At 64.5% G+C, this 13,135-nt stretch carries 10 protein-coding genes; 7 read left to right on the plus strand and 3 right to left on the minus strand.

The window, feature by feature from the left end; all coding sequences use genetic code 11:
* Window positions 1-24: 24 nt before the first annotated feature.
* Window positions 25-1,401, minus strand: coding sequence for an MFS transporter (locus ACFWBU_RS10345; RefSeq protein WP_378528187.1), 1,377 nt, complete (start codon window positions 1,399-1,401; stop codon window positions 25-27).
* A 135-nt stretch (window positions 1,402-1,536) separates the two neighbouring features.
* Window positions 1,537-2,250 (minus strand): nuclear transport factor 2 family protein, encoded by a 714-nt coding sequence (locus tag ACFWBU_RS10350; protein ID WP_378528188.1) that lies wholly within the window; start codon window positions 2,248-2,250, stop codon window positions 1,537-1,539.
* 272 nt (window positions 2,251-2,522) lie between these two features.
* Here ACFWBU_RS10350 and ACFWBU_RS10355 point away from each other — a divergent pair, with 272 nt between their 5' ends.
* Complete coding sequence (locus ACFWBU_RS10355; RefSeq protein ID WP_169651508.1) at window positions 2,523-3,551, plus strand: TetR/AcrR family transcriptional regulator; 1,029 nt, start codon at window positions 2,523-2,525, stop codon at window positions 3,549-3,551.
* A gap of 81 nt (window positions 3,552-3,632) precedes the next feature.
* On the opposite strand, the gene ACFWBU_RS10360 is transcribed toward ACFWBU_RS10355, so the two are convergent.
* Window positions 3,633-4,703 carry a Zn-dependent alcohol dehydrogenase gene (locus ACFWBU_RS10360; RefSeq protein WP_169622086.1) on the minus strand — a complete coding sequence of 357 codons (1,071 nt, stop codon included), beginning with the start codon at window positions 4,701-4,703 and terminating at the stop codon, window positions 3,633-3,635.
* Between the two features lie 566 nt (window positions 4,704-5,269).
* On the opposite strand from ACFWBU_RS10360, the gene ACFWBU_RS10365 reads away from it, so the two are divergent.
* From ACFWBU_RS10365 to ACFWBU_RS10390, 6 genes are read left to right on the plus strand one after another with little or no spacing between them, the layout of a single operon-like run.
* Window positions 5,270-6,307, plus strand: coding sequence for a Rieske 2Fe-2S domain-containing protein (locus ACFWBU_RS10365; RefSeq protein WP_206037179.1), 1,038 nt, complete (start codon window positions 5,270-5,272; stop codon window positions 6,305-6,307).
* Window positions 6,304-7,461: an acyl-CoA dehydrogenase family protein gene (locus tag ACFWBU_RS10370; protein WP_169622088.1), complete on the plus strand. Its 1,158-nt coding sequence runs from the start codon at window positions 6,304-6,306 to the stop codon at window positions 7,459-7,461. Before ACFWBU_RS10365 ends, ACFWBU_RS10370 begins: the two co-directional genes overlap by 4 nt.
* Before the next feature lie 9 nt (window positions 7,462-7,470).
* On the plus strand, window positions 7,471-8,553 hold the full coding sequence (locus ACFWBU_RS10375; RefSeq protein WP_378528189.1) for an acyl-CoA dehydrogenase family protein: 1,083 nt from the start codon (window positions 7,471-7,473) through the stop codon (window positions 8,551-8,553).
* Window positions 8,550-9,353 carry an enoyl-CoA hydratase gene (locus tag ACFWBU_RS10380; protein ID WP_169622090.1) on the plus strand — a complete coding sequence of 268 codons (804 nt, stop codon included), beginning with the start codon at window positions 8,550-8,552 and terminating at the stop codon, window positions 9,351-9,353. The genes ACFWBU_RS10375 and ACFWBU_RS10380 overlap by 4 nt, the downstream gene beginning before the upstream one ends.
* Window positions 9,350-10,924, plus strand: coding sequence for a class I adenylate-forming enzyme family protein (locus ACFWBU_RS10385; protein WP_378528190.1), 1,575 nt, complete (start codon window positions 9,350-9,352; stop codon window positions 10,922-10,924). The genes ACFWBU_RS10380 and ACFWBU_RS10385 overlap by 4 nt, the downstream gene beginning before the upstream one ends.
* A gap of 40 nt (window positions 10,925-10,964) precedes the next feature.
* Window positions 10,965-12,863, plus strand: coding sequence for an NAD(P)/FAD-dependent oxidoreductase (locus ACFWBU_RS10390; RefSeq protein WP_169622092.1), 1,899 nt, complete (start codon window positions 10,965-10,967; stop codon window positions 12,861-12,863).
* Window positions 12,864-13,135: the final 272 nt, after the last annotated feature.

Below are 13,135 nucleotides of genomic sequence, written 5' to 3' on the forward strand. Positions count from 1 at the left end.
GAGGGTGGGCGCGAACGATGCATGTCACGCCATCTTCGGAGACAGGGAAGAGTCTTCGGTCGAATCCGAGTCGGCGGAAGCGATGGCGCCTGTCGTGAGACTTGCTTCGGGCGCGGCGTTACCGTTGCTGTTCGGCATGGTGGCGATCACCACGATTCCCAGAAGGGCCGCGGCGCCGACGACGATGGAGGCAGCATACGAGTTCCCTGTCAGCGCGGTGAGTTTGCCTGCGAGGTAAGGCCCCGCCCCGCCGCCGATAGCCGAACCGAGACCGAATCCGATCGCAGCGCCGGTGTAGCGCACCGCAGCTGGGAAGGCCGAGGTGAGTGTCGCGTAAACAGGGACAGCGGAGGCACCCGCGAGGCCGACGAGGAGCATGTGGCCGAGCGCGGTGACGAACAGATTGCCGCCGGTCGCCTTGATCAGGTACATGATCGGGAACATCGACACGAGGATGATGCCCAACCCCAGGATCATGGTGTTCCTCCGGCCGCTTCTGTCGATCATGAATCCGGAGGCGAATCCGACGACGATGGCAAACGTCGATCCGGCGGTGGCCACCCAAGCTGTGGTACCCGGGGCCATACCGACCTCCTGCTGCAGGAACAGCGGCATGTACGCGGGAACCACGTAGCCGATCGCGAGAACCGATGTGCTCAGGGCGATCACGCGCAGCAAGGTCGCAGGGTATCGCTTGACGACCGAACGTAGCGGTGAGGACTGCACCTCGTGCTTGTCGGCGAGTTCCTTGAACTCGGGTGATTCTTCGAGCCGGGCACGCAGAAACAGCACGTACAGCATCAGTGGGAGCGACATGAGAAGGGGAAGGCGCCAGCCCCAGTTGGCCATCCATTCCTCCGAGGACAGCGAGGTCGTGAGGGCGACGACCAATGGGGCAAGGGTGCCGCCGAAGGCGAACCCCACCGGGGTCATCGCGCTCAGGATGCCGTAGTTCTTGGCAGACGCGTGCTCGGTGACGAATGTGGCCGAACCGATCTGTTCGCCGCCGGCGAAGAAGCCCTGCATCAACCGCGTGAGAACGAGCAGCACCGGGGCCAGGATTCCGACGGTGGCGTGCGTCGGCAACAGTCCCATCAGGATTGTGGCTCCACCCATGCCGGATATGGTGACGATCAATGCGAAACGTCGACCGTATCGGTCACCGATCCGGCCGAAAACGATACCGCCGATCGGGCGCGCAAGGAATCCGGTGCCGAGGACCACCAACGAGCTCAGAATGCCGGCCGCAGGATTGTCGCTGGGGAAGAACAGAGGAGACAGATAGGCGATGAGGAAGGTGAAAACCATGAAGTCGTAGGCTTCGACGGCAGTTCCGAAGAAGCCGGCCATCGACGCCCTGCGCACCAGGGTGCGTGAGGGCGCGCTCACAGGTGAGTTCATATCGATCCTGTTCGGTTGTGTCCTCCGGTGTGTGCACCGGGGAAGTTCGGTTCCGAGTCGTTGCAGCCGGGTCTTGTGAGCGGACCGCGCAGCTGCTCGAGGCCTCCGCAACGAGCGGAGGAGTGTATTCCCGATTTACATTCGACGGGTGTCGGCCGCGTCCAGGCCGTTGCCGGACACGTAGCCGTGGACTATCCGGGATTCGGCCATGAACGTAGTGGTCACGCGGTCGGAGATCTGCCAGACCGGGGTCGATCCAACCCGCATGTATTCGACGTCGTAATAGCCCACCAACCGCTTCGACGATGATCCCGGGGTGTCGAACGAACCGAACCATTCCATGTGAACTCGGCTCCTGGCTCGATCCCCGTCGATGGAGATCTGTGGGAGGTGCATCAGGTGGATACCGGTGTACGGAGCGTCGTTACAGAACGCATGCAGGGATTCCCTGCCGCGGACGGATGTGCCGGTCGAAAGGTCTGATCTCCTCTCGCGAGACCGATAAACCCCGTCCGGCGTGAAGAGCGCCGCCCACGCCGCCCCGTCGTGATCATCGAAGAAGCGTGCGTAGAGACCTTCCAACTCCAGGATCGCCAGTCGATCCTCCATCGCCCGAATTCTGGAGTCGCTATACATGACGATCCCGTGTGGCAACGCTGTCGCGCGCGGCGGACAGGCTGGGCCGCTCGGTGTGGGCGAACATCCCCGACGACTCCCTCGGCAACGTTGTGGGTGGCACTTCATCCTCCGTGAACTGGGGAACTGCAGAAATTCGACACTGCCGACGAACTGGTCCGAGACGACGGTCTCGCCGGATTGCGGCCAGGGAAAGGGGTACCGGCACGACATTTCTATTGCCTTCGATGAGTACCGCGCTATTGCCCGCAGGTCGCTCAGATTCAGTGACTGCCGTCACAGTAGCCATTGGCCACGCGTGCGTCAATAGGTGATCGACGGGTATCGTCGGCTCATCGATGGGGCGACACGTCGCAGCAGATCCGCAAAGATGTGCTCAGGGGTCGCAACATCGATTCGTCGCAACAGTCGCCACCGCCGGCACCGACATCCGGGAGTCGCTACGCGAATCCCCCTGTCGCTGAGAATGATAGGGTCTGCGCCATATGGAGCACCTCACTGAGACCGCCGCCTTAGCCGACGACGTCTGGACCACACCGCAGGTGGCGAGTTTCCTGGGCATCAGTCGTCAGGCGATCAACAAGCGTGTTCGAAATCGGAAGATGCTCGGTTACGCAGGTGGCGGAGTGACGCTGTTTCCGGTGTGGCAGTTCGACACGGCGAATCACAGAATCTATCCGCAGGTTCCCGAGTTTCTCGCTGCCTTCGACGACGAGATCGAACCGGCCGCCATCGCGCTGTGGGCGATCACGAAGATGGAGAGAAGCGGTCGGACACCAGCCGAGCTGTTGCTGGACCCCGACACCGAGGACGATGCATTGCGGTTGGCCGGTACCTGCACAGCGGACTCGATCGAGGAGAATCCCGCGCTGGAGGGCGGGGCCGACCACGAATCCGTGGACAGGAAGGTCGCCGAGTGGAGGCCGACCCGCCCAGGGGCATCCGGAGCTCAAGAAGCCATCCTTCTTGCTGCTGCAGACCTCTTCTCGCGCAAAGGCCCCGCGAAAGTGACGCTACGGGAGATCGCCGCTGCGGCAGACGTGTCGTACGGCCTGATCCACCGGTTCTATCGCAACAAGGAGAATCTGCTGGTGGCGGTGATGGAACTGCTGGTCGGTTACGGCGGCGAGCGTCTGTCCGGGGAGAAGGACGCGTACGCCGCCATCGATAACTCCATCGGCGCCGACCTCGACTCCGGTCAGTTCGGGCGGATGCTGATGTGGTCGATCTCCGAAGGGATCCAGCCGGATCGACTGCTCGGACAAGCACGTTCGAATGGTTACCGCCCGCACATCGACGCACTCTGGAACAACCCGGTCGAGCCGGACGTGCGGGCCGAGTTCGATTCGAGCGTGGTGGCGGCGCTGCTCGGTGTCTTCGGATCGGTGTGGGATCTGTACGAGCCTTACATGATCGAGCTCGCCGACAACCGGTGGCGTAGCCGGGAGGATCTCCGGCAGGAAGTCACCGAACTGCTCAAGCTCCTCGTCTATGCAGCCCGGCCGAAGACCTGAGACATTCGGCGCGTCGAGGGAGCCGGAACGGGTGGACGGTCCGGAGGTCATCCGGCCCGTTCCGGCGCAGGGGAGTTGCCGTCAGGACGGCATCAGCAGCACACCGCGGTCGAGTTTTCCGCTCCGGGCGTCGTCCATGAGGGACTCGAAGTCCTCCAGCTCGTAGGTCTTGGTGACGAGTTCGTCGAGGAGGAGCCTGCCGGACCGGTACAGGTCCACGTACTTCGGGATGTCCGCGCCCGGTCGTGACGAGCCGTAGCGGCAGCCCAGTACCGCGCGATCCATGTAGAAGGTGGCGGCCGGGACGGACAGCTTGGCCTCCGGGCCTGCGACACCGAGCATGATCAACTGCCCGCCCCAGTCGAGCATTTCCATTGCCTGGCTGGTGATTGCCTCGCCGCCGACGCAGTCGAAGACGTGATGAGCCCCGCCGTCGGTGAGTTCACGGACGGCGGCGACGGTGTCACCCGCGGTCGCATCGATGAAGTGGGTGGCGCCGAAGAGGTTGGTCTTCGACTCCTTGTCGGGGTTGGTGTCGATGGCGACGATCGTCGCAGCCCCTGCGACGCGTGCCCCCTGGATGACGTTGAGACCGATACCGCCGGCGCCGATCACCACCACCGATTCGCCGGGGTTGACGCGTGCCCGGTTCAATACCGCTCCGACGCCGGTCAACACCGCGCAACCGATCAGGCATGCGGTGGACAGCGGAATGTCCTTCGGAATAGGTATCGCCTGTCCGGCCTTGACGACGATCTGCTCGGCGAAGGTCGAGAGCGTTGCGAAGTTGTGGACCGGTGTGCCGTCGAATTCGAAGGGGGTTGCCGTCTTACCGAAAGATTCGCGGCACATGGTGGGCCGCCCGGAGGTGCACGCGGCACACTGGCCGCACGTCGCCAGCGTCGAGAGCACCACGTGGTCGCCGATCACGGGAACGGTCACGCCCGGCCCGACGGCCTCGACGACACCTGCACCTTCGTGCCCGAGGACCACCGGTGCAGGGAACGGGATCTTGCCGTTGACCACGCTCAGGTCGCTCTGGCACAGGCCGCTCGCAACGATGCGCACCTGAACCTCGCCGGGTCCGGGGTCTCGGACTGTGACACCGTCGACCAGCTTGTTGTCGGTGCCGTCGAAGACGATCGCTTTCAATTCTCGACCTCACTGTCGATGAGAACTCGCTCGCACGGCGGGGAGACGCAACGGGTGCGGGCGAGAAATGAAGGGGTGGTGGGAATCCGGGCCACTGCGGTGGCACCTCTATCGATGCTGGTGATGCTAGGGGTGGAGGGTCGGCCCGTCAAGCTCTCGGGTGGGCGGACGCCGAGCGGTTCGGGGGGGGGGGGGGCGCTGAGCTTCCCGGGCGAATGCTCGAAATGTGACGGCCGTGCGCTGGTCGGCGTACACCTTTCGGCTCTGTCCCGGAATATCTGCGGGACAAGTCGAAATCCGCTCCGAACTGGGAAAACCCTTGACTCGCGTCATGTTGTTGACGCACACGTAGCCAATGGCTACAGTGATGCCAGTCACGGAATGTGGTCGCAGTGACTCCCGTCATCCCGACGAGGGTCTTCGCCGGACGCCGGACGCCGGGCGAACGGGCGTGTGGACGCACGCCCGTTGATTGCGACCCGTGAAAACCCCTGTCGCGGAGCATCTTCTGCGCAGGTGACGAAAGTGCCTCTGTTACAACAGTTCAGGAGGATGAAGTGTCGCCCATGGCGTTATCGATGAAGCCGACGGGGTGGTTCCAGATCGGCTGGTCCGCCGACCTCGAGATCGGCGATGTGAAGCCGCTGCGCTACTTCGGTCAGGACCTCGTCGCTTACCGTGCCCAGAGCGGCCGCCTGGTGGTTCTGAACGCATACTGTGAGCACCTCGGCGCCCATATGGGCCACGGTGGCACAGTTTCCGGCGACGACATCCGATGCCCGTTCCACGGCTGGCAATGGAACCAGGAAGGCCGCAACACCTGCATTCCGTACCAGAAGGCTGCGAACCGAGTCCGCAAGATCGGTACCTGGTCTACGGCCGAAAGCGACGGGATCATGTATATCTGGCACGACGTCGACGGCCGCGAACCGCTGTACGAGGTGCCCAGCGTCTTCGACCTTTTTCCGGGTTGCGGTTCGGCGAACGATTACCACGAGCCGGCGGAGGCCGGCCGTTTCGAGTCGGCCGCGCTGCCGATCCACCCGCAGTACGCCGCCGAGAACGGCGTCGACTTCGCGCACTTCAAGTACGTCCACCGCGCCGACGAGATCCCTACGGTGGTACACCGCGAGTTCGGTGAGTACGACTTCAAAACCGAACTTGCCCTGCACTTCAAGCGTCGCGGCGCCGACGGCGAATTCGAACTCGTCGAGGGCCGGACCAGAGCGTCACTCCTCGGTCTGGGACTGGGCTACTCGTACGCAGACGGCGTCGGCGCCATCTGCTCCCTGACCGCGGTGACCCCTGTCGACGACGAGCGTTCGATCGTGCGCTTTTCCGCGTGGGCGAGCAAGGAGGACGGCCAGGACGACGCACGAGTGACGAAACGCCAGCGCAATGCGATCGGCCAGCTCGAGGCCGACATCGCTATCTGGGAACACCAGCGATACACCGAGCCGCCGGGCCTGGCGACCGCAGAGGCGGCAGGCTTCCGTGACATCCGCCAGTGGGCTCGCCGCTTCTACCCCGAGGGCCACCTCGGTTACGGCGCCGCCGAGCAGACCGCAGGCACCGACGAATTTCAGGCGGACAACGTCTCATGAGACCCACACTGACAGCGGAACACGAGGCTTGGCGGGCCGAGATCAGGGAGTTCCTCGACGCCGAACTGCCCCAGGGACACGCCTTCAACCCCGAGTTCGACGATGCACCCGATCAGTGGGCGATCGCCGTCGAATTCAGCAAGAAGGTCGCCGCCAAAGGGTGGATCGGTCTGACCTGGCCGAAGGAGTACGGCGGCAAGGAGCTGCCCCCGATCGCGAACCAGATCCTCCTCGAGGAGCTGTACGCGGCCGACGCGCCGATGGTCAATTCCGTCGGAATCTTCCTCGCCGCGGGCACGATCCTGGTGGGCGGCACCGAGGAGCAGAAGAAGCGTCTCCTGCCGGACATCGCGAACATGCGGACTCTCTGGGCCGAAGGGCTCACCGAGCCGGGAGCGGGCTCCGATCTCGGCTCCCTACGGACGAAAGCCGTCCGGGAGGGTGACGAGTGGGTCATCACCGGAGAGAAGGCGTTCACTTCCTGGGGGCCGATGTCCGACGTACTGTATGTGGCTGCCCGCACGGCGACCGACGCCGGCTCGCGTGATGCGATCAGCATCTTCGTGGTCGATCTGAAGAGTCCCGGCGTAACCCTCCATCCGATGCGCAACTACGGCGGTGGCGTCCAGTCCAGCACCTACCTCGATCACGTTCGAGTGCCGGAGACCTCGCTGATCGGTGAGGAAGGCAAGGGCTGGCAATACATCATGCGAGCTTTCTACGCCTCGGGGACCGTCGAACCGATCTACGCGATGCAAGAAGCACGTCTGCGCGATCTCATCGAGCACTGTAAGGCGGTCCCGGGCAAGCTCGACGACCCGCACGTGCAAGCCGACCTTGCCGAACTCGCAGGCATCGTCCAGACCCAGCGCCTGCTCGCCTACGAGATCATCGGCGACAATGCCCACGGTCGGCTGACCCCCTGGGGCGGCGGCGTCCAGCAGGTCGCGGCCAAGGAGTACGAGCCGCTGTTCGCTCAGATCTACGACCGAGTGCTCGGCCCGACCAGTCAACTGCAGTCGGGGTCGGCGTACGCCCCCCTCAGTGGAAGGCCTGAGGCGTGGTACCGGCAGTCCTTTGCCAACCACGCCGGAGGAACGTCCCAACTCAAGCGGATGGTGCTCGCGACGCGGGGCCTCGGCCTGCCCCGATAGGAGCTGAAGATGGAATTGGCATGGGGCGAGGACTTCACTGCCCTCGCAGATGTGAGCAAGTCGGTGTTCGCGCGGTACTCGCCGCTCGAAGACCGATCCAACACTGTTCCGTTGGTGGAACAGGTCGCGCAGTTCGCCGAACTCGGCTGGCTGCAACTCGGTGATCCGACCGGCGCCGACGCCGACAGTCCGTCACTTGCGACGATCGCCGGCATCTTTGTCGAGATGGGCAGGGCGCTGGCCGCCACCCCGCTGCTCGAGTTGACGATGTCCCGCGACGCCGCACTGGTCATCGGCACCGACGAGGCGACGAGCCTCGCCGAGCGGATCGGCAACGGCGAGGTCGTGGTGGTCCCGGTGTTCCCGTCCCCCGAATGGGGCTCGACGGTGACGTACGAGAACGGCGTGCTCAACGGAGTCGCGTTGGCCGTGGACCACGCCGACAGCGCCGACAGTTACCTCGTGTACGCAGCCGGTAGGGAAAGCGTTGTGGCTGTGGTGCAGCCGAGCTCGGTGGCCGGTGTCGAAGCGATGCCGAACATGGGTGGGCACCCCTTGTTCGCAGTGAGGTTCGACAGCACACCGGTCACCGACGCGGCGGTGCTGGCCCGCGGCCTCGACGCCGACCGCGCCGTCGAGGTCGCAGCGCAGCGCGGAGCGGTGCTGCGCGCCGCGCAGGTCTACGGTGCCGGATTGAAACTGCTGGACATGACCGTGCTGTACGCGCAGCAACGACACCAGTTCGGTGGACCGATCGGCCGATTCCAGGCGGTGCAATACCTGTGCACCGACATCGCGATCGCTGCGCACTTCACCTCGGTGCACACGCGGGCGGCCGCCGCCGCCCTCGACAGCGGCCTCGATCCGCAGCCCCACATCGGTCTGATGTGTAAACAGGCGGCGAAAGCTGCACTGGAGATAGTCCACTCGGCGCACGAGGTCCACGCCGGCATCGGCTACATGGTCGAGTCGAATGTGCACCTGTTCACCGACGCCGCGAAGCGCTGGCAGTTCGACTTCGGCTCGGCCACACGCAACGACGCCGACATCGTCGCGGCCCTCGACCACATCTACACAGGGGCCGGCCGATGAGCTACATCGACTACCGGGTCGACGACGCCGTCGCCGTCATCAGTCTCAATCGACCGGACAAGCACAACGCCCAGGATGCGTCCCTGCTGCGTGACCTCGACGCCCGCTGGCAGCAGGCCGCCGCCGACGACGAGGTCAAGGTGATCGTCGTGCGCGCCAACGGCGATCACTTCTCCGCAGGCCATGACCTGAAGACCCCGGCCCCGGGGTACTTCAAGGAGGGCAAGACCACCCTCGAGAGCGCCTACGGCTGGGAGACCGAGCACTATCTCGGCTTTTCTCGCAAGTGGCGAGACGTCCCCAAGCCGTCGATCGCAGCTGTCCAGGGCGCCTGCGTCGCCGGTGCCCTCAACGTCATCTGGCCGTGCGATCTGATCATCGCGGCCGATAACACCTACTTCAGCGACCCGGTGGTCAAGTTCGGTGTCGGTGGCGTCGAATACCACGCGCACACCTGGGAACTCGGTGCTCGTCGTGCCAAGGAAATGCTGTTCACGGCCCGGAAGCTCACCGCGGCCGAAGCGTTCGCCGCCGGCATGGTGAACCGGGTGGTCCCGCTCGACGAACTCGGCACGCAGACCATGGAACTGGCGCGCGAGATCGCGGAGATGGATGCGTGGGGCCTGGCCACCGCCAAGCGCGCCGTCAACCAGACCCTCGACATCATGGGCCAGCAGGCCGCATTGCAATCGGCCTTCGACATCCACTGGCACGGACACGCGAACGCCCTGCTGCGCACCGGATACCCGCTCTTGACACCCGGTCCCCTTCCGTCGGATGCAAATAAGGAGAAGTCGTGAACTCGGACATCGCGCCGAACGACGCAGTCTCCCTGTGGGATCTGCTGGCCCTGCGAGCTGAGACCAGCGGTGAGACCGTCGCCGTCATCGACGAGTTCGATCGCCGCATGACTTTCACCGAGGTCGTCTCCATGGCCGAACGCGTCGCGGCCGGCCTGCTGGCCCGCGGGGTCGAACCCCGCTCCACGGTGAGCTGGCAACTGCCCACACGCATCGAGACCATCGTGCTCAGCCTGGCGCTGTCGCGTCTCGGCGTGACCCAGAACCCGATCATCCCGCTCTATCGGGCACGTGAGGTCGGGGCCATGATCGCCCAGTGCGAGTCGGATTGGCTCATCACCCTGGGGGAGTTCCGCGGTTTCGACCACGGGGCCATGGCCGAGGAATTGCGCGCGGCGAGCGGTGATCTCCTGAACCTGATGGTTGTCTCCTCGGAACTGCCCGACGGTGACCCGGCCACTCTTCCTCCCGCGCCGGTCGGCCGCGACGAGGTGCGCTGGATCTACACCACTTCCGGTACTACCTCGGCACCCAAGGGCGTCTGTCACACGGACGGCACGCTCATCGCCGGCGGTGTCGCGCTGGCCGATGCGATCGGTGCGACCGCCGACGACACCGGCACCATCTTCTTCCCGTACGCACATATCGGTGGTCCCGATCTGCTGATCGCTTCGCTGGCCACCGGAATGTCGTTGGTGGTCATGGAGGTCTACGCGCCGGCTGCCGCAGTGGAGCTGATGCGCCGGACGGGGGTGACCATCACCGGCGGATCGACCCCGCACTACGCCCTGCTGCTCGAGGAGCAGCGGAAGAATCCGGGGAACCCGGTGGTTCCGACCCTGCGTATGGTGACCGGCGGGGGAGCGCCGATGCCGGAGAGTCTGTTCCGGGACGTGCTCGCCGAGATGGGCATTCCGATCCTGCATGCCTACGGCATGACCGAGTGTCCGATGATCACCTCGGCTCGGATGGACGACAGCGTCGAGCAGCTGGCCACCACCTCCGGCCGCCCGGTCCTGGGTTGCGAGATACAGATCCGCACCGAGGACGACGAAGTCTTGCCCACCGGCCGGGTCGGAAGGGTATGGCTGCGCGGCCCGATGCTGTTCAAGGAGTACCGCACCGACGGCGAGATCATCCGTCCCTTCGATGCAGAGGGCTGGATGTTCACAGGTGACACCGGAAAGCTCGAGCCGGAGGGGCACCTGGTCCTGGTCGGCCGGGAGAAGGACCTGATCATCCGCAAGGGCGAGTCGATCAGCCCTACCGAGATCGAAGAGGTCCTCGCGGCCCATTCTGCCGTCGCCGACGTCGCCGTCATCGGCCTGCCCGACGACCGGTCGGGTGAGCGCATCTGTGCAGTTCTCCAACTGCAGGACGGCGCAGCGGCCCTCGACGTCGACGCGCTCCGCACGTACTGCCGTGACGCCGGTATCTCGCCCGCGAAGTTTCCCGAGGACGTCGTGATCGTCTCGGAGATGCCGAAGACACCGACGATGAAGATCCGCAAGCAGCATCTCCGGCAATTCGTCATCGACCAGCGGGCCCTGTCCGGCGCGGCTGCCGAGTGACACGCCCCCCGTGCCCCCCGAATCGAGAATTGGAACAACCATGCCAGGACGTAGCTACATAGAGCGCGCCGTCGAATGCGCCGACACGAATGCGTTGCGGATGGCGCTGTACCAGGCGACCCGTGACGCGGAGATCGCCGCGATCACCCCCGAACGTGTCTTCGGCCCGACGACGGACGCCATCGTGTTCTCCGACCACGATGTCGCACTCATCCGAGCGAAAGCCGTCGACTACCTGCTCACCGAACCCTACGAACCCGCACTGCCCATCCCGTCGCGCGACGAAGTCGTCGAGTTGCTCGAGATGGCCGAAGCCCGCGAACTGGGGCCCGACGACCTGATCATGCGCCACCACATCCCGGCCTTCGAGGACATGCCATTCCAGGCACAGTGGACCGGGGAGAAGACGATCCCGGAGGGTTACCACGTCGCGATCGTCGGTGCCGGGTTTGCCGGTGTCGCCATGGGGGTGCAGCTCGTGCAGCTCGGCATCCCGTTCACGATCTACGAGCGTCGCGCCGAGGTCGGCGGGGTGTGGAGCATCAACACCTACCCGGACGTCCGTGTCGACACGCTGAGCTTCACCTACGAGTACGCGTTCGAAAAGAAGTATCCGTGGACCGAGTACTTCGGCCGGCAGTCGGATGTCCGAGAGTACATCGACCACGTAGCGCGCAAATATGGCGTCTACGAACATATCCGGTTCGACGCCGACGTTCAGGAAGCCCGTTTCGACGAAACCACCCAGTGCTGGACGATGACCGTGCGGGGCGAGGACTCGGTCGCGGAGGTCGAAGCGAACGTGGTGGTCGCCGCGAGCGGTGTCTTCGCGACACCGCGTGAGCTGTCGGTGGAGGGTGTTTCCGGATTCACCGGCCGGATTGTGCACACCGCCCAGTGGAGCGAGGATGTCGAGTACGCCGGCAAGAAGGTCGCCGTCATCGGTAACGGATCAACCGGAGTCCAGCTCCTGTCGAAGGTGGCCGAGAAGGCCGACTCGGTAGTGGTGTACCAGCGGACGCCGCAGTGGATCTCGCCGCGCACCAACTACGGCGTGCCGATCGCCGATGAACTGCAGTGGCTGATCCAGAACATGCCCTTCTACTGGAACTGGAACAAGTACGTTGCCGGACTGAGCACGATCGATCTGCGTAATGTGCTCATGCCCGACGAGGAGTGGATCGCCGGGGGCGGTCACATCAGCGAGCGCAACGACATGCTGCGCGAGATGCTTATCGCCTACATCTCGAACCAGGTCGACGGCCGCCAGGACCTCATCGACAAGCTTGTCCCGGACTACCCGCCGATGACGCGGCGCCCGGTGGTCGACAACAACTGGTACGCCTCGTTGACGAGGAACAATGTCGAACTCGTCACGACGCCGATCGAGCGGATGACCGATACCGCGATCGTCACCACCGAGGGGGAGACCCGCGAGACGGATCTGGTCATCGCTGCGGTCGGCTTCCAGACCGAAAAGTACATCTGGCCGACGCAGTACTACGGCCTCGGCGGAGCAAGCCTCGAGGACGTCTGGACCGCGCAGGGCGCTCAGGCGCATCTCGGCATGACCGTGCCCGGATTCCCCAACATGTTCATGCTGTACGGCCCCAACTCGCAGCCGGTGGCGAGCGGAGCGGGACTGCCCACGTGGTTCGAGATCTGGACTCGCTACATCGCCGAATGCATCGTCGGCATGCTCGAGAAGGGCCGGAAGTCGATGGTCATCCGCAGGGACGCCTTCGACGAGTACAACGAGCAGTTGCACGAGGAAGCCAAGAAACTCATCTACCTCATGCCGAACTCTGCGATGGAGAAGAACTACTACGTCAACGAGTTCGGCCGGCTGCAGATGAATGCACCGTGGAACGGTGAGCAGTACTACGAACTGTGCAAGAGCCCGGACGAGTCGCACTTCGACTTCACCGAAGCGCAGTAGTACGTTTCGTTCGCTCACGCGGTGACAGGGGCGTGGGGGGGAACGATGAAAAAAGAAGCAGGACAACGGAGTTGCGGCGGGATGGTGTTCGGTCTTCGGGCACGAACATGACCTCGCCCACGGATCGGAATCCGTCTTCATCCGGGGAACGGATCTTCCGTCTCCCGACTGGTTGACGCTGCGGTCGACGTCGAGCTCTGCCGGTCTGCATCCGGCTGCTCACGCGGATCCGGAATTGCCAATGGGAGCTTCCCGGCTCCGTGGAGACGACA

It is taken from the genome of Rhodococcus sp. NPDC060084 (genome assembly GCF_042730335.1).
In the GTDB taxonomy this organism is placed as follows: Bacteria; Actinomycetota; Actinomycetes; order Mycobacteriales; family Mycobacteriaceae; genus Rhodococcus.